The 22,810-nt window shown below is 55.6% G+C and carries 17 protein-coding genes and 1 pseudogene; 10 read left to right on the top strand and 8 right to left on the bottom strand.

The features are described 5' to 3' along the window. A pseudogene (locus RMSM_RS20610) lies at positions 1-495 on the bottom strand (hypothetical protein); the annotation flags it as partial. Positions 496-773: 278 nt separating this feature from the next. Then, on the bottom strand, positions 774-1,361 hold the full coding sequence (locus RMSM_RS20600) for a response regulator (RefSeq protein ID WP_008700604.1): 588 nt from the start codon (positions 1,359-1,361) through the stop codon (positions 774-776). A gap of 536 nt (positions 1,362-1,897) precedes the next feature. On the opposite strand from RMSM_RS20600, the gene RMSM_RS20595 reads away from it, so the two are divergent. Then, positions 1,898-3,253 carry a rhomboid family intramembrane serine protease gene (locus tag RMSM_RS20595; RefSeq protein ID WP_008700603.1) on the top strand — a complete coding sequence of 452 codons (1,356 nt, stop codon included), beginning with the start codon at positions 1,898-1,900 and terminating at the stop codon, positions 3,251-3,253. Positions 3,254-3,259: 6 nt separating this feature from the next. On the opposite strand, the gene mnmG is transcribed toward RMSM_RS20595, so the two are convergent. After that, a complete protein-coding gene (gene mnmG / locus RMSM_RS20590; protein WP_008700602.1) occupies positions 3,260-5,086 on the bottom strand; it encodes a tRNA uridine-5-carboxymethylaminomethyl(34) synthesis enzyme MnmG in 1,827 nt (608 codons plus the stop codon). 104 nt (positions 5,087-5,190) lie between these two features. On the opposite strand from mnmG, the gene RMSM_RS42080 reads away from it, so the two are divergent. Then, positions 5,191-7,689 (top strand): hypothetical protein, encoded by a 2,499-nt coding sequence (locus RMSM_RS42080; protein ID WP_008700600.1) that lies wholly within the window; start codon positions 5,191-5,193, stop codon positions 7,687-7,689. 50 nt (positions 7,690-7,739) lie between these two features. Next, positions 7,740-8,786: a DNA polymerase III subunit delta gene (gene holA / locus RMSM_RS20580; protein ID WP_008700598.1), complete on the top strand. Its 1,047-nt coding sequence runs from the start codon at positions 7,740-7,742 to the stop codon at positions 8,784-8,786. A gap of 146 nt (positions 8,787-8,932) precedes the next feature. On the opposite strand, the gene RMSM_RS20575 is transcribed toward holA, so the two are convergent. The 3 genes from RMSM_RS20575 to RMSM_RS20565 all read right to left on the bottom strand — a co-directional run bounded on the left by RMSM_RS20575 (position 8,933) and on the right by RMSM_RS20565 (position 12,621). Then, the gene (locus tag RMSM_RS20575) at positions 8,933-9,871 is read right to left on the bottom strand and encodes an ABC transporter ATP-binding protein (RefSeq protein ID WP_008700595.1); all 939 of its coding nucleotides are present in this window, start codon (positions 9,869-9,871) and stop codon (positions 8,933-8,935) included. A gap of 78 nt (positions 9,872-9,949) precedes the next feature. Beyond that, entirely contained in the window at positions 9,950-12,238 is a 2,289-nt protein-coding gene (locus tag RMSM_RS20570) for a PrgI family protein (RefSeq protein ID WP_008700593.1), read from the bottom strand. 26 nt (positions 12,239-12,264) lie between these two features. Beyond that, positions 12,265-12,621, bottom strand: coding sequence for a MazG nucleotide pyrophosphohydrolase domain-containing protein (locus RMSM_RS20565; protein ID WP_008700591.1), 357 nt, complete (start codon positions 12,619-12,621; stop codon positions 12,265-12,267). Positions 12,622-12,906: 285 nt separating this feature from the next. Between RMSM_RS20565 and RMSM_RS20560 the strand changes: the two genes are divergently transcribed. Together RMSM_RS20560 and RMSM_RS20555 are read left to right on the top strand one after the other, a co-directional pair. Continuing rightward, positions 12,907-14,022, top strand: a complete 1,116-nt coding sequence (locus tag RMSM_RS20560; protein WP_236622233.1) for a sulfotransferase family protein — start codon at positions 12,907-12,909, stop codon at positions 14,020-14,022. After that, on the top strand, positions 14,015-15,331 hold the full coding sequence (locus tag RMSM_RS20555) for a 3-keto-disaccharide hydrolase (protein ID WP_008700585.1): 1,317 nt from the start codon (positions 14,015-14,017) through the stop codon (positions 15,329-15,331). The genes RMSM_RS20560 and RMSM_RS20555 overlap by 8 nt, the downstream gene beginning before the upstream one ends. 73 nt (positions 15,332-15,404) lie before the next feature. On the opposite strand, the gene RMSM_RS20550 is transcribed toward RMSM_RS20555, so the two are convergent. Continuing rightward, a complete protein-coding gene (locus RMSM_RS20550; protein ID WP_008700583.1) occupies positions 15,405-16,166 on the bottom strand; it encodes a hypothetical protein in 762 nt (253 codons plus the stop codon). An 84-nt stretch (positions 16,167-16,250) separates the two neighbouring features. Continuing rightward, complete coding sequence (ispH, locus tag RMSM_RS20545; RefSeq protein WP_008700581.1) at positions 16,251-17,198, bottom strand: 4-hydroxy-3-methylbut-2-enyl diphosphate reductase; 948 nt, start codon at positions 17,196-17,198, stop codon at positions 16,251-16,253. A 232-nt stretch (positions 17,199-17,430) separates the two neighbouring features. Here ispH and hpnC point away from each other — a divergent pair, with 232 nt between their 5' ends. From hpnC to RMSM_RS20520, 5 genes are all read left to right on the top strand, one after another. Beyond that, entirely contained in the window at positions 17,431-18,288 is an 858-nt protein-coding gene (hpnC, locus tag RMSM_RS20540) for a squalene synthase HpnC (protein WP_144057813.1), read from the top strand. Positions 18,289-18,455: 167 nt separating this feature from the next. Continuing rightward, entirely contained in the window at positions 18,456-19,466 is a 1,011-nt protein-coding gene (locus RMSM_RS20535) for a phytoene/squalene synthase family protein (RefSeq protein WP_040768570.1), read from the top strand. Next, positions 19,463-20,923: a hydroxysqualene dehydroxylase HpnE gene (gene hpnE / locus RMSM_RS20530; protein WP_008700575.1), complete on the top strand. Its 1,461-nt coding sequence runs from the start codon at positions 19,463-19,465 to the stop codon at positions 20,921-20,923. The genes RMSM_RS20535 and hpnE overlap by 4 nt, the downstream gene beginning before the upstream one ends. Positions 20,924-20,935: 12 nt before the next feature. Then, positions 20,936-21,532, top strand: a complete 597-nt coding sequence (locus RMSM_RS20525) for a DUF2585 family protein (RefSeq protein WP_008700572.1) — start codon at positions 20,936-20,938, stop codon at positions 21,530-21,532. A gap of 246 nt (positions 21,533-21,778) precedes the next feature. Further along, entirely contained in the window at positions 21,779-22,726 is a 948-nt protein-coding gene (locus tag RMSM_RS20520; RefSeq protein WP_008700570.1) for a hypothetical protein, read from the top strand. Positions 22,727-22,810 lie beyond the last annotated feature (84 nt).

Here is a 22,810-nt window from a genome sequence, read left to right as displayed (position 1 = left end):
CACGCTTGGTCCGGTCGCCTCGAGCCAAAGCGTCGCATTGGCAAGCCATTGTTCGACTGGCAATGTTCTGAAATAAGCATTCAGTTCACTCCAGCGTGAACGGATCGCCGACGTGACCACGGGCGCACCTAAAAATGCATCACCATCGGCAAACCGCGTGATCGCATTTTCGGCAAGCCAAGCCGCTAGGCCTGACAACGATGTCGAATCACCGGGAAACGACGCGGCGGCAAAGACCAACAGCGGCGGATCGGTCCGCAACGCTTCGATCGTTCGCTGCAGCGTGACCGAATCCGGCGTGAGTGCGACGTCGCCTGAAATATCTTGCTCGAGGTGCTTGCCCTGATCGGCGTGCTCGCCAAAGGCTAGCGGTCCGGATTCATGGCTGCGCAACAGCAACGCCGTCAAACATTCGGTGGCCACCAGCGAGCGTGGCAGCCACCATCGACTGGATTCGAAACGCAGGCTGGGCAACAAGTGGGTTGGGGACATCACGCTAAGAAGACCATCCGTGTCGCACTTGTATCTGTTTGCACCACCTGCACAGGCAAGTCGCCTGGTTCAGTCACCGAGAGGTGATGCTTTGTCAACGTAAAAATTTCAGGGCCACGGGAAATCGCGTGTGGGTTTCCGAATCGTTTAGTAACGACATCGAAAATCGGGTTGGGCTTCGCGGCGGCGATCACAGGCTGGAAGCCTATGCTAATTTGACAGGCTGAGAGCCTATCCTGCGATGCTGGAGCGAAGCCGAATTCCGTTTTTGCGTGACCAGTTTAATTGATCACGCCGCGTTCCATTTCGAGCAGGTCGCACGAACGATTAATCAAATCATCGATCGCGAACGGCTTTTGCATAAAATCGTTGGCACCGGCGGCTTTCAAGGCGTCGACCTTGTTGTGCTCGACCATCCCCGAGATACACAGGATCTTAACCATGTCCATGGCGGGATCGCTACGAACCCGTTGGCAAACTTCTTTGCCGTTGATATCGGGCAACATCACGTCCAAGATCACCAGATCGGGGCGAAACTCTTTCACTCCCATTCCAGCGTCAAAGCCGTTGTTTGCGGTGCGGATGTCAAAGCGTCCGTCACGCGAGAAACCTTCGCTGATCAATTCGACCAAATCTTGATCGTCGTCAACAATCAGCAGCTTCTTCTTGCCGCTTTCAAGTGCGTCGGTGGGAATTCCGTTTTCCTTCATGAACATGAAAAGTTGTTCACGTGGAATGCGTCGGAATTTACTTCCGGGGACACGAAACCCCTTTAACGAACCGTTGTCGAAACAACGGATAATCGTTTGCTGGCTGACCTTACAAATCTTGGCCGCTTCGCCTGTCGTGAAGACCGTCTTAATGGTCATGGCAGAAACCATCCTCCCTGCATGACGAGCCGTTACATTGTGAATCCTGGAGCTTTGAACACGACCCCGCCGCTATTGCAACATGCAGCCCAATACAGCGTGTCTGGTCCAAAGACAGACCATCATGATGTCACTTGCTAGCAAATGTAAGTTAATGGTTCGTTGTGCATCCGATACACAAGTCACCCAACCGTTCACCACGAGTCTTTGTTTAGCAACCTTCCTGTTCCCCGCACTAGCACGTTACCGAGCTAAAGTGTGCGAAAAACGCAAGCAGCAAGAAACTCCGAGTCCCCCTGCTTTACCAAGCTTGCCTCACCAACGAATTCTATCGAGTTGACACAGTGGGTCAAGATCGATTTGAATTCCATAAGTCCCGTATTGATCGGAACTTAAGGAATCCGGCCCGCGTTTTTTGGATTTTGTGAGCCGTGTAAAGCAGAGAAATAGTGGAACACGACTTTTCCGGATGCTCCAATTAGCCTGTACTCCTGTGGAGCCGCTGCGTCCAATTCCCCGCGTGCAATCATCAGCCAATGATCCTGATCGCCCCCTACACGACCGACGCTCCGGTCTACCACCTGCCGATCGTGACTGGCGGATTAGTCGCGACCAATATTGTGATTTTTTGCCTCACCACGCTTCAGGTCGCATTGGGAAATATCGAGGTCGAGTCGATCGAGTGGCTGATCCTTCAATTCGACACGATCAACCCGTTGCAGTGGATTAGCTGCGCGTTTATGCACGCCGATCTGATGCACCTGCTGGGCAACATGCTGTTTCTGTGGGCGTTCGGATTGGTGGTCGAAGGCAAGATCGGGAACCTTCCGTTTCTGGCGTTGTACCTGTTGATGGCCTTGGTGGGTGGAATCATCGTTCAGCTTCCGATGTTTATCCTGGGTAACGAAGGGGGTGCGCTCGGAGCCACGGGCGTCATATTCTCGTTGCTGGTAATCGCGATGTTGTGGGCGCCCGAAAATGAAATGGACTGCTTCTGGCTGGTGGGCTTTCGCATGGGAACGTTCGAAGTACGAATCATCAGCCTCGCATCTGCGTTCCTCATGATGCAGCTTGTGTTTCTGGCGATCGGAGGATTTTCGATGTCGTCAGAAATGTTGCACTTGATCGGCGTGGCGGTAGGATTGCCGATAGGCCTATTGATGCTGCGGCAAGATTGGGTGGACTGTGAGGGCTGGGACGTCGTTTCTCGAAACGCGTGGTTGCAAGAGTACAACCTGTTTTGCAGCGATAAGCAGCGGATTGCAAAGTCACGCCAAAAGTCCGAGCACGCGGACCCGATCGCTGCGGCCCTGGGCAAACGCCCGACTCCCGTCGCCATGAACACCGCGGTCGCATCGAGCCCCGCCACTGCGAAAGCCGAACCGAAGGCCCCCCAACCTGCTCCGAAACCCAGTGTCAATCCGCTGCTCGCGAGACTGCGTACGAAGTCAAATGCACCTGTGGTTGCAACGGAGCCACCCAAGCCACAGGACCATCCAGAGTTCAATCGGCTGGTGCATTTGCTGAGGCAGGCGGTTGATTCATCAAGTGCAATAATAGCACAACAACACTTTCTGAAACTTGAACAACTGAAACTCAGCAACGGTCTATCGGACACGCTGTTGGCAGCCTACGCCAAGTTGCTAGCCAGCAAAAAAATGTATATCGAAGCAATTCGCCCACTGACGATCATGGCGATTCACGGTGGAGTTCAATCGCATCAGGCCCGATTGCGAATCGGCCAAATTCAATGGACCGTTCAAAAGAATCGGCAAGCGGCCACGACCACGTTGCGGGGGATCGTGATTCCACCGGACGCGAGGAACGAGGCCAATCAAAAAGTGATCACGATGCGTGACCAGCTGCTGAAACAAATCTCAGCATCGCAGTAGTGAGTGCTAGCGTTTTCGTTCCAGGTGGGCGAGCACTAAGGCAAGGTCGGCTGGGGTGACGCCACTGATCCGTTTGGCTTGGTCGAGATTCTGCGGCCGAACTCGATTGAGTTTCTCTCGCGCTTCCTGACGCAGCGGCCCGATCGCGTCGTAACTGAATGCCTGAGGAATCTGCTTGCTTGCTAGACGAAGGTGCTTTTCCACCTCCATCTTTTGCCGCGTGATGTAGCCTTCGTATTTAATGTCGTACAAACATTGCGTGGCGGCATCTTCGTTGATTTCACGCAGTCCTTCGACGTGGCTACTCATTACATTCCAATCGACTTCGGGACGACGCAGATAGACATCACCCGGTGTATTGTCGACGCGTGAACTCTTCAATAGCTCCATCCCTCGATCGATTTGTGACAACTTGTTGGCGAAACGATCGCGACGTGCTGCATCAATCAAACCAAGTTCGTCGGCTACCGCGGTCAACCGGCGGTCGGCATTGTCTTGCCGTAGCAGCAATCGATACTCTGCTCGGCTGGTGAACATACGATAGGGCTCGTCGGTTCCGGCGGTCACCAGATCGTCGACCAAGACCCCGATATAGGCTTGGTCACGCGTGGGCACCCAAGGCGTCTTTGAGGCAACTTTGCGAGCGGCATTCAGCCCGGCGATCAATCCTTGTCCGGCCGCTTCTTCGTAACCGGTGGTGCCATTGATTTGCCCCGCCAAGAACAATCCTTCGACGGCCTTACTCTCCAAATGGGGCCACAACTGCGTGGGCGGACAGAAGTCGTACTCTACGGCGTACCCGTACCGCATGATTTGAGCATTCTCGAGCCCTTTGATCATGCGGAACATTTGGTCTTGGACGTCACGCGGCAGACTGGTCGAGATCCCGTTGACGTAGACCTCTTCGGTTTGACGCCCTTCGGGCTCGAGAAACAGTTGATGCGAATCTTTGTCGGCAAAGCGGACCACCTTGTCTTCGATCGATGGACAATAGCGTGGACCGCGTGAATTGATTTGACCGCTGTACATCGGTGCCCGATCCAAATTGGCTCGAATCAATTCATGCACTGCGTCGTTGGTATAGGCAATGTGGCACGGCAATTGGTCACAATGATCCAGCGATCCGGTCAGGTACGAAAAGGGTTGTGGATTGTCGTCACCCGGTTGCAATTCGAGTTTCGAGTAATCGATTGACCGCGAATTCAGCCGGGGCGGCGTTCCGGTCTTGAACCGTTGGACCTCGAAACCCAAACGATTTAGCGCTCCGCTGATCCCGGTGGTGGTCCCCTCCCCTGCCCTGCCCCCAGATGTTTTGGCGTCGCCGGTATGCATGATCGCTTTCAGGAACGTGCCCGTGGTCAGGATCACGGTGGGCGCCCGGTACTCGGCATCGCCCACGACGCTGATTCCCGCGACTCGGGTTTTCCCGTCGACCGTTTCGGTGATCAGGTCCACGACGGTTTCTTGCCGCAGATGCAGATTAGCCTGCTGCTCGATCTGGCATTTGATGTGATTTTGGTAGGCTTTTTTATCCGCTTGAGCCCGCGGACTGTGCATCGCCGGGCCTTTTCGGCAGTTGAGCAAGCGAAATTGGATACCGGTCGCATCGATCGCCAGGCCCATCAATCCGCCCAACGCATCGACTTCGCGGACAATCTGCCCCTTGGCAACACCCCCGATGGCGGGATTACAGGACATTTGGCCAACGGTGTCCAAATTTGTCGTCAACAACGCGGTTTTTGCTCCCACACGTGCCGCTGCGGCAGCAGCTTCGGTGCCCGCATGACCGGCACCAATGACAATAACGTCATAAAAGTAAGAAGACTTTGTCATGGAATCAGGTCGCAGGGTGAATAGATCAAGAAGGAAAGGGGAGCGAGTCGAACCGGAAGATAGGTAAGGACACCGTTTTCCGTGTTTGAGGGCAGATCGACAAGATGCATACCGCCAAGAAAGCCGTCGCCGCCGCGGTATTCGCGTTAAGCGGCTCTGGATTTGCTATCGCCGCGCCGCAAGTTCCGGCAGACTCACCGGCTCTGAAAACGAGCAGCACTGACGCCATCATATCAACAGAGGCCGTTTCTGCTAAAGGACCGCCGCCAAGTTATGCGGCTTCGGCCGTCAGCACGGCTGCCGAACCGGTTGCCGTCCTCAATTCTCGCTCGTTCAAAATCCCCTTTAACGTCGATCCCACCGGTTCGCGTCCGGTAGAAGTGCGTTTGTACGTCAATCGCGGCGGCAAATCGGAATGGGAACACTTCGATTCGAAACCGCCAACGATCCGTGAGTTCGCGTTTTCGAGCGACAAAGATGGCGTCTATCTGTTCGCCACCCAAACACTCGATTCCAGCGGCAGTGCGCACCCCGCAGGCCCGATTCATCCGCAATTGAAAGTCGTCGTCGACACGACTGGCCCCGAAATGACGCTGCATGCTGACGGCGATGCCGATGGCACGGTTCGCTGCAGCATGGATATCGAAGACGCCACCGCGATTTCGGGCACTCGTCTGTATTACGCCAGCGATGTTGAAACGCAGTGGCGTTTGATTCCCGCTGAACCCGCGGGGGACGATCGCTCGTTTACGTTTCTTCCCAAAGAGGATTGGCGTCAACTATCGATTCACGTCACCGCCATCGACTCGGCCGGCAACCAGACCGTGGCGATGAAGCGGCTGCAGCGTCCTCGGTTGGCTGCACTGCCGACCAATCGCTTTGCGTCTAGCGATCGTCGCGACAGCAACGTTCCCAACGTCGCTCCGTTTGCCAAACCACAACTGAAAGCCATCTCGGTTCAACACCGCACCGCTTCGACCACCGACTTGTATATCCGCCCGGCCGAAAGCGATCCGACAAGCGGATCGAACCCGATCATCAAACTGGATCGCAAAAAGCCCGAAACCGAGGCTCCCAGGATCGCCGCGAACTACGGCACGACACGCAGTGATTCTCCGCTGAACCAATTCCGTGGACACACGCCTGCCAGCGAAACGCAACACGCGTTTGCCCAGACACCGCTGACCGGAGCTCCGCCGAGCACGCCGAATCAGCGGCGAATCATTCCGCCTGCGAACGTGCCGGTGCTGACCGCTCCAGCGGTGCCGACGATTCCCGTTGCCCCGCACCGAGTCAGCACTCCGCCCAGTTTGCAAGTGACACCCAGTCTGCAGGCCCCACCGAGACCACAAACTCCACCAAGTCTGCAAACGCAACCGACGCCACCAGCGGCTAGCGGATTCGTGATGCCACAAACCACCGCAGTGCCACGCAACCCAGTTCGCGGGCAAGTCGCGGGCCAAGTTGGAAACGCATTCCCATTGCCACGCTACGCACAGCGTCCTGGGGCGATCGAGTTGCCTCAGCCTGCAACGCCCGAGCAAGTCACGCTGCCATTTGGTACCGATGAAACGCCCTCATCGAAGAAAAAAACCGGTAGTGGTCCGGCACTGTTTGCGCCTGCAACCGGAGCCGTGCCACCACCATCGACGACTGCCGACTCGACCACGGCGGATCGTCCGAAAACCCCGGCCGAAGCGATGCGTCGGATCGACAACAGCGAAATCACCAAGCGTGAGCGTCCGATACGCCCCGCGCCGCCCGAAAAACAATCTGAAAAACGCTCGGTTGCAGTAGGCAGCAACCGCGATCAAGCACAAACCAAACTGGCTGTTCCCCCAACCGCTGCAGACGATCGGTACAGCGCTCAACGCGCCTTGCAATCTCGCATCGACTCGGCCACGTTTGGTGGGCGTGTTCCAACGCGATTCAGCGACTCGAATCGATTCAGTTTGGAATATGAACTCGAGGCGGTCGGGATCGTCGGCGTCGAATCGGTTGAACTGTATGGCAGCACCGACGGCGGAAAGAGTTGGAAGTTCTGGGGCCAAGACCCCGACAACGCCAGTCCGTTCGATATTGAAACGAAGGAAGAAGGCGTCTTTGGTTTCCGCATCGTCGTCGTCAGCTCGAACGGATTGACCAGCCCTCGACCGCAAGCCGGCGAGAGTCCCGACATTGTCGTCGTCGTCGATCAGAGCAAACCGACTGTGCGAATCAGCGGGGCTCAATATGGCGAAGGCGACCGGACGGGATCATTGGTCATTCGCTACGAGTGTGACGACGCCAATCTGATGACGCGTCCGATCACGTTGTCGTTCAGCGACGATGTGGAAGGCCCTTGGACCACCATCGCTGCGGGACTTCGCAATGATGGCGACTACGTGTGGCCGGCCGACCCGCAATTGCCACGCCAACTGTATCTACGCATCGATGCGACCGACAACGCGGGCAACATGGGCAGCTACGTGCTGGATCGCCCGATTGACACGCAGGGGTTGGCCCCCCGTGCGCGGATCCGTGGTTTTCTGCCGATCAGCGGATTTCCAATGCCATCGGACAACGAGCACACTGCCGCTCGCAGCCAATCGGCGTACAATTAGTGGACGAAGAAGCATAGTCTCCACTCGAAACACTCGCTAAAAAGTCTCTGATGGCGATTCTGAACGCCTTTGAAATGTTAATGAAGCCACCGGCGGACTTGCCGTCCGTGGCGGCCGTCTTCGGTCCCGACACCACGCTGCGAACGTGGGCCATTTCGGCTTTGTCTTCCGATGGCGATGTCACCTCGTTTGATGGTGAATCAGTTCGCTGGTCGGATCTTCGTGACGATTTAGCAACCGCATCCTTGTTTGATTTCGATGGCAAACGAACCATCGTGATCCGCGACGCTGACAAATTTGTGTCGAATCATCGTCCTGAGCTGGAAAAGTACGCCGGCAACCCAGGCGAATCCAACCGCTTCATCATGGAAATGACGACGCTGGCGTCGAACACCAAGTTATACAAAGCGATTGCGGGCGACCATTTGGCCGTCGGCTGTAGCGCTAGCACCGACAAAAAGCTGGGGATCACTGCAGCGAACCGCCGCAAGTTTCTGTGCAACTATGTCGCCAAGCGGCACGGTGCAACGCTGTCGGGCGAAGCGGCTGACGCCCTGATCGAAATGCTGGGCGAAGAAATCGGGATGATCGAAACCGAGATCGCCAAGCTCGCTCTATACAAACCGCCTGGCGAAACGATCGACGAACCGCTGGTACGCGAAGTGGTCGCAGGATGGCAAGGCAAGACCGTGTGGCAAATCACCGAAGCGATCGCGACGGGCAACGCCGCCGAAGCGCTGCTGCAACTCGATAAACTGATGAGCGGAGGTCAGCGACCGATCGCGCTGCTGCCGCAAATCGCTTGGTCGCTGCGGCGATTGGGAATGGCAACCGCCGTGGTCGAACATCGTGAACGCGAAGGCCGCTCGGTGCAGCTCGAAGATGCATTGGCGGCAGCGGGAATCCATCGACCTTCGGACATCCAACAATCCAAGGCTCAACTACGAGGCCTCGGTCGTGCTCGGGGCAAACAACTGCTACCTTGGCTGCTGGACGCCGACCTCCGGCTCAAAGGAACCCACAGCGCCGATGGACGCGATCGCTTCTTGCTCGAGCATCTCGTGATGCGGTTAGCCAAAGCCGCTCCGCAGAAGTAGCAAAACTGACGATCGAACCAACTTCCGAACACAGATCCGCTGTAACTGAAAAAGCGAACGCTTGGCGACGCAAGTAGATACACGCACTGATACCGGAAGAGTGCTTGGCTCTTTCTCGCCAATCGAGTCGTAAACGTTATCCGTCTCTACATCCGGCGGCTGGTGCCTTTGGTCAGCGCCATGAACGCGGACTCAAGATCGAGTTCTTCTTCGCTGAACCGTTTTAGCGCGATGCCATTTTCGATTAGCAGTTTTGGTAGATCGCTGTAGTCTTCGACCCCCGCTTTTAGCACGATGCGAATTGCATCGTCGCCGGGCTCAGTGCCCTGCACCTTCTCGTGTCCTTGCAACAGCTTTGCGACTTCATCCATCTGCTCGCGCTGCGCCGTTTGAATCACCAACACAGTGTGCTGGCGAACCATCTTGATGACTTCGGTGACCTTGGCGTTCTGTTTCAGTTCACCCCGATCGATGATCCCGACCTTGTTACAAACATCGGCCAATTCGGGCAGAATGTGGCTGCTGACGATCACGGTTTTGCCCATCTCGCCGAGCTTGCGAAGCAGATTCCGCATCTCGATACGGGCTCGTGGATCGAGTCCCGAAAGCGGCTCGTCAAGCAGCAAGACTTGTGGGTCGTGTAGCAGCGTCCGTGCCAAACCGAGACGCTGGGTTTGGCCGCGTGAAAGCGTGTTGGCGTAGGCATCGCGTTTAAATTCAAGATCGACGACATCGAGCATTTCGTTCACGCGGTCAGTTCGCTGCTTGCCATTGATGCGGTAGGCAGCGGCAAAAAACTCGAGGTACTCGACCACGGTCATATCGTCATAGACACCGAAAAAGTCGGGCATATAGCCGACCAGCCGGCGAATCTCCTTGGGCTGGGTATGCACGCTGTGGCCACACACATAGGCCTCGCCCCAGGTCGGTTCCAAGAGCGTGGCGATGATCCGCATCGTCGTCGTCTTGCCTGCACCATTGGGACCGATAAACCCGAACAAATCACCGGCCTGGAGATCCAAATCGATCCCTTTGATCGCGAACGCGTCGCCATACTTTTTGGTTAAGTCAACTGTCTTGATCACGCGTGGTCTTCGCTTTCAATATAAATGGTTGCCATCACAGATGGACGAACGTCCTCGTTGGGACGCCCGCTTTTTGAACTATCGTCGTTTTGCGCTGATTGGCATCACCAACCGAATCAGCGAAAGAGTTTCGTCAACATGAATTTGTTCGTCTGGGTCGCCCTGATTGCGGATTCGGCTGACCGGACGTGCAAGTTTTCCGATCAACATGCAACGCTCACGAGTCAACACATCACTGAGATCCAAGAACGAGAGCACCTCGTGACGCAACCCCGTGTATCGCTCAGCCCCGACCACGTCGTGAAACATCATCATCTCGGCAAGACGTTCTAGATCCGTCGTGGACGATGGATCCCATGACTCGGTTTCAGTCGAGCTTTCGAGTGCCTTTTGCCGGGAGAGCTGCCAACGAAAATTCTTTTGTCGCAGCGAATCGACTGACTCGATCTCGCTGCCGGCTGGGAATCGTGTCGGCAACAAATACAACCAGTTACGATAAATCAGCATGCCGTTGAGCACATCGACAGGAAACGGATTCCGCAACGATCCTTCGAGTAACTCGCTACCGCTACGCCGCCGCATCGATAGATCCTCGGTAACGTCGGCGACAAAACGCATCTGGCTGGCAATCGACTTGCTGCTACGCGGGGCAAAGGGTACGTCGACAAGTTGGCTGGTCAGCGCGTTAGTCTCCGGCCGAAACAAGACCTCGTAACCAGGCAAACGAGCACTCTCGCCACTCACCTGGATCGCTCCGAAAGAACGTCCGGGAAAACCAAACGGAAACGTCAGATTCGAATCGATGCGTTTGGCCATCCCCTGGAACGCCGAAGCTTCGCTAACGGCGACATCAAGTTGGCGAGCATCGTGCGAATAAATCGTATTCCAAGTGAACATTTCCCCGCGTCCACTGGCCGAATCGATATCCAGAATTTCGAAGCGATTGGCGTGCAGCGTCGCTGCCGCGGAAGCGGCAAGCTTCACTTGCCCATCGGCGCCGGCGGCCTTTTTGGCGTCAGCAGAAACGTTCGCCGCAGCGTCAGGCACTGCACGGGCCTGCATCACAAGCAACACGGAAATTGCAATCGCCATGACGGGAAACGTCAGCCAACCCAACAGCGGCTTGCCCAACAAGCGATTCACCAGGAAGTAGTCCAGCGGCCCAATCAGTGCAATCAAACCAAGCACGATCAACGAGACCAGCGAAAAACCAAATCGGCGTTGGCTTTTGAATTGGTCCAAGGTGGACCGCATTTGGCCCGCCAAGTCGTCATAGGCGGTCGAGCGATTCGTCGTGGCAAACGGCGTGTCAGTGGATTGCAAAAGCGATCCGGTCAAACTGAGCACCAAATCCAATCGCTGCGGCCAATCGACAAAGGGTTCCGCGTGCAGATCCGCGGCAATCACCGTCATCTTGCCTAGCCCGACAATGTACTCCGCGGCAATCGGTGTGCTGACTCGGCGTGTCGTCCGGCCGGTGATGATGACCTCTCCCACGCCCTTGGGAAGCTTTGCGCCCGTGAACGACGACAAAGGGTTCTGAGTCGATGTGAAGGTTTCAATCGCCGACGGATCCAGTTCCACGACGGACCATTGCCAGCCGGGGGGCGCAGGCAACAAATCAAGCAACCACGGCGCCGCCGATTCCAATTGCGGCAACGATCCCCCAAGCATCAAAACGATCCGGCCTCCCGATTGCACCCAATCAACAATGGCTTGTTGCTGTGCGGAACTCAGCCCAGCGAGCAACTCGGTACCGCCAGCGCCGACCATGATCAGATCGACACCTTCATAGCCCATCACCGCATCGGGAAGCTGATCCGCCGCAGTGGGTTGTGACACCGCCACCGAGGCATCTCGCTTTAGAATTTGGTTTTCACCAATTTCATCAACGCCCAGTGGATCACCGAAACTGACGATCCAAGGCATGCCCAGAGGAACCTGGGACGATTCACGCGACGGAGCTCCGATAGGCGGAAACCGCGTAACGATTTTGCTGCCATCGGCTTGCTCGACGATCAACGGAGCCGCTTCGCTGCCGCAAATCGCATAGGTCCAATTCGAACCGTTGGCGTTGGTGTCAGCCGGTTCGCGGACGTAGCTGACCGATACCCCGTCACCATCTTCGGTCTCGACACGGACAGGAGCGGACTGCGCATCTTCGATCCGAATTCCGGTCCAGCATCCGACGCGAAAGAGGCCATTGATGCCAACAATCACTTCGCTTGATGCTGCCGAGGATCCCGGATCGTCAGCGAGCGATGCTGTTTGCTCGGCAACGCCGAACTGCGGAGCAGCGAGGGACCCGCACAGGCACCCCAACAGAAACAACAGCCGGCAAGGCCGAATCACGTTCGATTGGTTCATAAAATCGGAACTTAACTTGATTAAAATCACGGCTTTTCTGAATCGGGGCATTCACAAACCAACCGGTGGCAACCGGGACAACCGTGACCGTACTTGGCAACCAACGCCGCATTCAGGTCGATCTGAGCAACGTTGGCGATCGTCGCTAGCCACGCAATCACGTCGGCAAACTCTTCGGCGAGGTTCTCGCGATCGTTCCCTCGCAATGCGGACGACAATTCTCCGACCTCTTCCATCAACCACATAAAAGTGCCTTCGACGCCGCGTGCGACATCCTTTTCGTAATACATCTGGTGGATGTGCTGCTGCAGATCGACGATCGAGAGTTCTCGGGCAGCAGAGTCGTTCGACTCTGATTCGCGTGATGGAGGAATTTCAGACAACTTGATGAAACCGTTTGGGATGCGAGGTCCAGTGAAACGAGGTGCGATTGTAGCCGAAACAACCCAAAGCGTGAGGGAGCCCCCCAATTGTCGATAAGCGATCTTGGTGATTTTGAGCCAACTCCAAAGCCTCCCCTAAAGCCAAGCTAAAATCGGGTGGTCGGGAAAATCTCACAAAGCATCGCCGGGACGCCCCACGACGACTGCACGGCCCAACTGCAAACAATTACAGTGTTAGAGGTGATTTGGTTCCGTCTCTCCCCTCATTTATTCACAGCCATTTCGTTGTCCGAGACTCCGTTCCATCAATATCCGTTCTATACACCGCGATTTTGGCACGGAATGAAGCCATTGGCGTGGTTTCGACTGCTTCGCGAAGGTCGATTTCGCATCTCACCAAGCCGGGTGGGTATTGTCATTGGTGTGACCATCGCAACCCCCTTTAACACCATCATGGGGGGGCTGCAAAAACTCATTTTTCGGCGGCGATTGCGTGAAGCCGAACTTCACGGCACTCCGGTTTTTATCATCGGTCATTGGCGGAGCGGGACAACCTTGCTGCACGAACTGATGGTGCGTGATGAACGTTTGAGCAGTCCTTCGACGTTCCAGTGCTTTGCCCCGGCTCATTTTTTGGTGACCGAGTGGTTTTTCCGGCGCTTTGCCAATTGGCTGCTGCCGGGCAAGCGACCGATGGACAACATGGCCGCCGGTTGGGACCGTCCTCAAGAAGACGAGTTTGCTTTGCTGACGATGGGGTTGCCGTCGCCTTACCGGCGGATTGCATTTCCCAACGAAGGCCCGGTCGATATCGATTACCTCAGTTTCGAAGGGGTCGAGGAAACGGCGATCACCGATTGGCTACAATCGCTGCGCCGTTTCCTGTTGAACGTCAGTGTTGCGACTGGCCGCCCGCTCGTGATCAAGAGCCCAACCCATACCGGACGAATCGCCTACTTGGCTCGTGAATTCCCCGAAGCCAAGTTTATCCACATCTCGCGAGATCCCCGTTCGCTGTTTCCGTCAACCTGCCGATTGTGGAAAGGACTTGACGAAGTCCAAGCACTGCAAAAGCCAAACAACGAAACCATCGAACCGTATGTGGTCGAGTGCTTGGAAAAGATGTACGAGGCATTTCACCAACAACGAGAATCGGTCTCACCTGAGCGGTTGATCGACATCCGCTACGAAGACCTCACCGCCGATCCGGTCGCCACGCTGCGAAACATTTACCAAACATTGCGACTAAGCGACTTTGATGCGGTCGAGCCGACGATTCAGGCATGGGTCGAAACCGAACACAAAGATTACAAAACCAACCAACACCAACTGGCCCCCGAAGCGGACGAATTGATCCGATCGCGTTGGGCTTCTTATTTTGAGCGTTATGGCTATGTCTAACCTGCTTACCAATTTGCGATTTGGCATTTCCGTTTTCTCGCTACTGCTGATGACCGTGGTCGTCACGGGTTGCAGTTCCAAGAAGTCACCCGAGAGCGAATCCACGGAATCAAAATCCGTTGAGCCTAACACTGCGGACGCCGGCACGCCCGATTCGCCATCCAGCTTTGAGCCACAGCCGTACGAAGCCAGCGCCGAACAGCTTCTTGCCGCTCGACTTGATGAATCCGAGGCCTCAGAAGGCTGGATTCGCTTGTTCGACGGACACACGCTATTTGGATGGGAAATCGCAGGCAATGCGAACTGGCAAATCAAAGACGGCACCATCACGGTGGACCAGGGGCAACCGTCGCTGTTGTGCACATCGATTCCGTGGCAAGACTATGAATTGACGCTTGAGTTCAATGCTGACGAACAAACCAACAGCGGCGTCTTCCTTCGCACGCCGCTCGAGATCGATGATCCTGCTACGGATTGTTACGAAGTCAACATCGCACCGGACGACAATCCCTTCCCAACCGCCGGGATCGTGAAACGACAAGAAGTATCCGAGGACGTGCCGGAACAAACGTTTGGCGAGTGGCGAACGATGCACATTGAACTGATTGGCGATGAGCTAAAAATCAGCGTCGATGGCAAATTGGCGTGCGAATACACCGACCCCGCTCCGCTGGCCGCCGGACGCATCGCGCTGCAACACAACCACGGACGCGTCGCGTTTCGCAACATTCGGCTGCGCCCGCTGGGACTCGAGTCACTGCTGGACAAGGATCTATCGCAGTGGAAAAAATATCCCGAGATGGAGACGGAGTACACGGTCAATGACGAAGGAGTGATGCAGGTTAAAGGAGGCAAAGGCCAAATTGAAACCAAGCAGAGCTATGACGACTTTGTGCTGTTGGCCGAATACAAACTGCCCAAACCTGAAATCAACTCAGGAATTTTCTTTCGCTGCATTCCCGGCCTCGAAATGATGGGCTACGAGTGCCAACTGAGTAATGAGATGAAAGATGGACTGCCGCTGTCGCCCGCCGATTGCGGAACCGGCGGCATTTTCCGCCGCCAAGACGCCCGCGTGATCGCCGGCGAAGCAGGCAAATGGGCGACCGTCCTGCTGGTCGCTCATGATGCCAAAATGGCTGCCTGGGTTAATGGAGTGCAAGTCAGCAATTGGCAAGACGACCGAGAACCGCATGAGAACCCACGCAAGGGAAAACGGCTCGAGGCGGGCACGATCATGATCCAAGGTCACGATCCAAGCACCGAAGCGGAACTGAAGAAAATCGAAATCGCAAGCTACAGCAAATAGCGGCAGCGGCCGTCCCTTGTCCGCATGGATCGTGAAGGTAGTGGACGAGACTAACCCTGAATCCAGCATCCGCTTACGGATTGGGATCACTGACAACCTTGCCATCGATGACATCTTCGTCGATATCGGCGTCTAACTCGGGGTCGTCGCTCCAATCTTCGTCTTCACCGAAACCTTCGTAGGGCGACATACTCGGTCCCCCCATCATCGTGACGATGTTGTAGTTGCCTTCACCGGCATGCGTTTGCAATTTCTCACGAATCTGCTGTTGGAACCGCACGGAATCGTAGGGTCCGTTGACGTAGCGAGGCTTACCTTCTTCGTCACCAAACACAAACTCTTCGGTGCACTCGCTTTTATCAACGTCACCCCAAATAGGTTCGATCTTGCGATAGTCAGCATGCGGTTCAATTTCAAACTGTTGGGCATACGCAACCGCGCCTTCGACGAGACTGCGAGCCTTCGCTGGTGAGACTTCGTGCATCAGCTCGGACTCGGACATTTGTTCGACAATCCGGCTTTGGTCCGCCGGAAAGCAAACAAGCGCAGCGATGTCCTTGACGCCCAGACACAGCCCATCGACTAAGAACTTCACGACCGCAACGCGACCGTCACGCATTTTCCGGCTAATAAAAACCGAGCCAAACTTGTTCGACGAATCTGTCAGCCCGGAGCTAATCAAACAACGATCCACGGGACCACTCGCAGCCGCCTTGATCTGACCGGCCAGCGATTGAAGTGAATTTTTTTCTCGCGCGATCTCTTTTCGCTTCGCGATTTCCTTGGAACGTTTCTTGGCGAGTTTCTTCTGACGTCGTTGTTCTTTTGTCGACATGGCTGCATGCTCCTTTTTCGCAGGGTGAAGAATGATCGGGTGAGGACGCCATTTGAGATTCAAACCAAATGGATGTCGAGTGCACTACTTCGCACGGGCTTCGGCGGCAAAGGCACGTAGCGGTTTAGGAAGCGGGAACTGGACCGATTCTTCGCGAATCTGCTTGACCTCGACCGTGGCGTCAAAATGCTCGACCAACCAATCGATGGTGGATTGCACGACCGATTCAGGTGCACTTGCTCCGGCCGTAATCAAGACAGTCGATGCGTCGCTGAAATCCTGGATCGATAGATCCGCAGGCCCATCAACTAGGTAGGCCGGTTTTCCGTCATCGGCCGCCAGCTCACGCAGCCGTTGGCTGTTGCTGCTGTTCTGGCTGCCTAACACGATGACCGCATCGACGTCGTCCGATAGGATCCGAACCGCTTCCTGACGATTCTGGGTGGCATAACAAATGTCGTCTTTCGGCGGGCTCTCGATCTGAGGAAACCGCTCGCGTAAGCGGCGAATCACGCGGTTGGCATCGTCGACACTCAGCGTGGTTTGGGTCAGATAGGCGAGTTTGGACTCGTCTTTCACCTCTAACTTATCGACGTCCGCTTCGTCCTCGACCAACAGGATCGCTTCGGGAGCTTCGCCCATCGTTCCGATCACCTCGTCGTGACCGTCATGCCCAATCAGGATGATCGTGTACCCCGCCTTGGCATACTTGATCGCCTCGAGATGCACCTTGGTGACCAACGGGCAAGTGGCATCCAACGCATTCAAATTTCGAGCCCGGGCCGCCTCGCGAACCTGGGGCGACACCCCGTGAGCTGAAAACAGCAACACGCTTCCCTCGGGCACCTCTTCGATCGTATTGACGAACACGGCCCCTTTTTCACGAAACGTTTTGACCACGTATTGGTTGTGAACGATTTCGTGATAGACGTACACGGGAGGACCAAACTTCTGCAGCGTCAAATCGAGAGAATCGATCGCCATATTGACGCCAGCACAAAAGCCACGCGGTGCTGCCAAAATGATTTTCATGAAATGCCAACGACGTCAGAAAACGCGAAAAAGAGTCAGGTAAAGGAAAGGAGAGTTTGGGGGAAACGGATCCGCTCGACTAACAATTGTCCCATCATGGCGACATCTGGAAACCCCTCTACAATCATCATCAACCGGCACGGTTTTGTCAGGTCATAAAATTGAGGCGGGCCGTAGCGGAAGCGGAAACACCGCAGAAAGGGAAAGAGTGTCAAAAAGCGACGCGGGCACAATGTCAGTCAAAAAAGCCGAGCAAGAATGCCGACGAATCGCCCTTTCGCACTACGAAAATTTCTTGGTCGCCAGCGTGCTGCTGCCTCGCCGGCTGAAGCAGCCCTTCTATAACGTGTACGCATTTTGCCGAACAGCGGACGATTTGGCCGATGAGTCGGCCAACCCGACATCGGCCCTCCGAGCACTGGACCAATGCCAAACGTCGCTCGATGCCGCATTCGCTGGGCGTCCCGCTGCAGGCATTTTCACCGCCTTGGCCAAGACGATCGAGCAATTCCAACTCGAAAAACAGCCATTTAACGACTTGCTGGACGCATTTCGCCAAGACCAACAAAAAACTCGCTATGAAACGATGGGCGAACTGCTCGATTATTGTCGCCGCAGCGCCAATCCGGTCGGCCGGATCGTGTTGCGATTGGCCGCCATCGACGCCGACACAGCGGATTTGGAACGGTCGGACCAAATTTGTACGGGGCTTCAGCTAGCCAATTTTTGGCAAGATGTAGCCCGGGATCACGCGATTGGCCGAGTTTATCTGCCTCAATCCGAGCTTCTAGCGTGGGGGGTCAGCAAAGAAATGCTTTCCGAGATGATCCAACGGCAGACGACTTATCCCCAAATGAAGGCAGCGATCCAGGCCCAGTGTGACCGCACGCAAACCTATTTCGATTGCGGCGAACCACTTTGCGACCACGTCCCAAAATGGCTGGGCCGGAATCTAAGACTCTTTGTCGGCGGCGGTAGGGCGACGCTCGAAGCGATCCGGGCAGTCGATTTCGACGTGATCCGGGTCCGCCCCCGAGTAAGCAAGGCAACCCAAGTCGGCTTGATTCTGCGATCGCTGATTGGCCCTTAACGGGTCAAGTTTCGACGGAAATTTACCTAAGCTTGTTTTGCTGAAGATTTCCGGCATCCCATCCCTCAATCTCGGGCGAGGTTGCCAGCAAGAAACTTCGGCGATTCAGGCAAAGTTTGGACGGCCAGGCATCGCCCGCCCCCTTGGCACCCGAGTATCATCATGGCATGAACGAGGAAATTTCCGTTGCCGCTAGCTACCGCTTCGCGCGTCGCATTTCGCGACGCAGCGGCAGCAACTTCTATCGTTCTTTTTGGTTGTTGCCGCGGAGCAAACGTCAAGCGATGTGTTCGCTGTACGCCTTTGCTCGGATCACCGATGACATTGGGGATTGCGACGAACCTGCGGCAATACGAGGACGATGGCTCGAGTGGTGGCGACAAACGATCGCGATCAACTTGATCAACGAGAACGAATCGTCGACCATCGCGCTACCCGAGGGACCGATCGGGGAAGAACCGAAATGGGCCGCTCGACTACACCGACAAGCTCAAGAGATCCTTCCGGCACTGCGACACGCCTCGACTCAATACAAGATCCCCTCGCGTTATCTGCTTGAGATCATTGATGGCGTGTTGGCCGATCAACAAAAGACCCGATTCGACACGTACGAACAGCTCGAACATTATTGTTACCTCGTCGCTTCGGCAGTCGGATTGGCCTGTTTGCATATCTGGGAATTCGAAGACCCGTTGCCACTTGAAGCTGCCGTTGATTGTGGCTTGGCATTCCAGTTGACCAACGTGCTACGCGATGTTGTCGAAGATGCCAAACGTGGACGAATCTATTTGCCGCGACAACACTACGAGCAGCATGGTTTGTGCGAAGACGACATCTTGACGCTCCGCCGCGACAATCGTTTGCGATGCTTGATCCAAGACGAAATCGAGCGGGCCAAACGATTGTTCGATTCGGGCTGGCGAGTTTGGGACAGCGTTCATCCCGATGGGCGACCGATGTTTAGCATGATGTGGCGAACGTATCGACGACTGCTGACGCGAATCGAGGAAGATCCCACGCGCATTGCCGTGTGCCGCATCACCTTGTCTCAGAGCGATCGTATCGGGATCGTCTCACAACACTTCTGGCCCCCTAGTTTCCGCCGACTGCCCGTCCCGCCCGTGGAAGTCGCTCAGTCACGTCAACAAGCGGATCGCAAAGAAACCACGCGGCCATGATGGCAAAGTCAGAGCATTCGAAACCGAAACCTCGGCATGTCGTGGTCGTCGGAGGCGGGCTAGCGGGATTGGCAGCAGCCGAATGCATCGCGAGGACGGATCCCGATCGATTCCGCGTCACGGTGCTCGAAGCCAAACGAACCGCCGGTGGCCGAGCGGGCTCGTTCACCGACCCGGTCACCGCAGAATCCATTGATTACTGCCAACATGTTGGCATGGGCTGTTGCACCAACCTGCTGGGGCTTCTCGCCCGCAACGGACTTTCCGATGCGATGCGGCGCTATCGAAACCTAACGTTCTTTCACCCTGATTTTCCGCCCAGTGAATTCAGTCCTGTAGCGTGGCTTCCCCCTCCACTGCATCTTGCCACTGTGATTGGGAATTTGAGCTATTTGGATCGTAAGCAGAAACGAGAGATTCGCCGAGGACTATGGAAACTGATTCGCACCCCCTCGCGACAACTTGACGATGTTGTCGCATTGGACTGGTTGCGATCCCACGGACAGAGCGAGCGGAGCATTCGCTCGTTCTGGGATGTGATCCTGACCAGCGCTCTGGGTGAACACAGTCAATACACGTCGATGGCAGCGGCGCGCAAAGTTTTTGTCGACGGTTTCGCAGCCGCTCGCGGTGCTTCCGACGTGCTCGTTCCGGATCGTCCGCTTAGGCGACTTATTGGACGCGACCTTGTCGCTGCGATCAAAAACCTGGGGGTCGAAGTGCGATGCGGCGCTATCGTGCAAGAAATCACAACCGCGCGACAGCAACATCCGAGCGTGCAATTACGCGGCGGACATTGCATCGACGCGGACCATGTGATCATCGCCGTGCCATGGCACGTGATCGCGAGCCTATTTCGCGATGCCAAGATCGCCGCAGCGATGCCCGATCTTAAATCGTTTAAGCAGATTCCCGCCTCGCCGATTAGCGGAATTCATCTGTGGTTTGATCGAGTGATCACCAACCGGCCTCACGCGGTATTAGTCGATTCATTGACGCAGTGGCTGTTTCGCCAACCGTTTGGCCAATCCCAATCCGCCGAAGCAAACTTGGCGCATTACTACCAAGTCGTGATCAGCGGATCGCATCCGCTGAGCAAATCATCAAAAGACGAAATGGTCGCGCAAGTGTTGTCGGAACTTGCCGCCGTTTTTCCAGCGACCCAAACGGCCACGCTACTGCGGCACCGCGTCGTGACCGATCCCAATTCGGTGTTTTCGATCCGTCCCGCAGTCGAGCGACTTCGCCCGCCGCCCTGCCCTGCCCCGACTGAGTTGCCCTGGCTATGTTTGGCGGGTGACTGGACACGCACAGGGTGGCCCGCGACGATGGAAGGCGCCGTGATCAGTGGCATCCAAGCTGCCAGCGGTGTCTTTGAAAACGCGGGGCTGCCAAGCATCGCTGCCGATCCCGGACTGAAACGTGGCTGGTTAGCCAACCGTATTATCGCCTCCTAAGCTCTGAATTCCGTGAACTTAATTTCATCGCCATCTTCGACCGCCAAAACCGCCTACGGACTCGTGGGAATCGCGGGCTTGATGACCGCCATCTTGGCGATGCTGGGTCGCGTTTGGTGGTGCCAAATTGGCGATCTGTCACCGTGGTCGTGGGAAATTTGGTCCAGTCATAATTCCCAGCACCTGATCGACCCCTATTCGCTCTCCCATCTGGAACATGGATTCGCGCTGTGGGTCATCTTTCATTTGCTAGCAGGCAAAAAGGTCAGCCAGTCATCGATTCTGATTACGATTGCGGCGATCGAAGCGGTTTGGGAGATCACCGAGAACACGCCGTGGATGATTCAGCGCTACCGAGAGACCACCATCTCGCTGGACTACTTTGGTGATAGCATTTTAAATTCGATTTCCGATTATCTAATGTGTGTGACAGGGACGGTGATCGCAATCGTCTCGCGACATCGATTCGGCATCTGGATGGCGGTGCTCGTGGTCGCCTTGCTTGAAATCGCTTCGATCCTCTGGATCCGCGACAGCCTAGCACTGAACATCATCATGCTAGCATTTCCGATTGAAGCCATTCGCGACTGGCAGTCGGCCGGAAAATAAATTTCCAGCGTCGATGATTTGTCGCTGTCTTCCCCTACGGTCGCCTCGGACGCGGCAGTGACGAGTCGATTCTTGATTCGCAAATCCGAATTCAAACCAATCAATTGGTTGCGAATTGAATAATTGTTATTGCCGCTAAATCCTCAAGACGATATATCCCCTAACAGATGATACCGCCATCGCCTCCGATTAACGCATTCGTCCGAGGCCGATGTAGCCATCCCTTCCCTTGCAAATCAAGAATCGATGCACACTATTATCTTGCCTTACTTCTCGGAAGCAGAAATTGATCGCTACGAGCGGATCTTAGATCACATGCTTTCGATGGAAGCGCCGAAGTGTGAGTTTGAATTTTTGCTATCCGCAAGCCCACGGACGGAGCCGAGTGATCGGTTGATGCAATTAGCGTCGCGAGTCGCTCCGGCGCGACATCTACACTGTCCCACGCAAGTTTTTGGCTATCCGTTTGGCGCAACGGCGATGTTCTGGGACAGCATGCGGGAAGTGGCCAGAGACAGCCAGGGGAACGACGGTTTTGCGTTGTGGATGGAATCGGACATGTGTCCGGTCAGCTCCGATTGGCTCGACCGCTTGGACGACCAATGGCAATGCAGCGGCGATGTGCTGGTGATGGGATGCGAAGTCCCCGATGTGGAATTCCGGAAAAAGTTCCGTTTCTATCGCCCCTTTCGCCATCGTCCGGTCAAGAAGTGGATTTCCAAACACATCAACGGCGGTGCTTGCTATCGTCTCGACTTGGTCCATCAGGTCAGCCCCGAATTCCAGGGCGGTATCTTTGACGTTCGCCTAGGTGATTTGCTCCGCGAACAAGGCGGCTACTGCAGCACTCCCTCGATCGCGTTCTCGACCCTTGACCGACTGCAGAAGGACCTCCACGATCCTGACAAGGTATTGCTGCACGGTTACCTACAAGACAAAGATGCATTCTTGACGGCTTGCATCACAGGGGAAGCGGTTGCCGCGCCGTCCACGGAGCGGCGAATCTTTTTTGGCAGATTCTCGCCTCGTACCAAAATTCATCCTAGCGAAGTCATGCTAGCAGCGATCTTAAAAGCCAAAGAACCAGAACTTCCCGCCCTCAAAATTGTCGAACGCATCGCGTCTTCGCGAGTGGAGACGGTCAGCATGCCCGCCGCCGCGACGAACACATCGCAGCAAGCCAAAGCGGCCTAGTGCATCGCGATTGCGTTTGCCCAAACTTGCTTTCTGCAACCCTCCAATGCCTCGACTCTCCCTGACCCGACTCTCTACTGAATT

It is taken from the genome of Rhodopirellula maiorica SM1 (assembly GCF_000346295.1).
Lineage (GTDB): Bacteria > Planctomycetota > Planctomycetia > Pirellulales > Pirellulaceae > Novipirellula > Novipirellula maiorica.
This window is presented reverse-complemented; position numbering and strand designations above follow the sequence as displayed.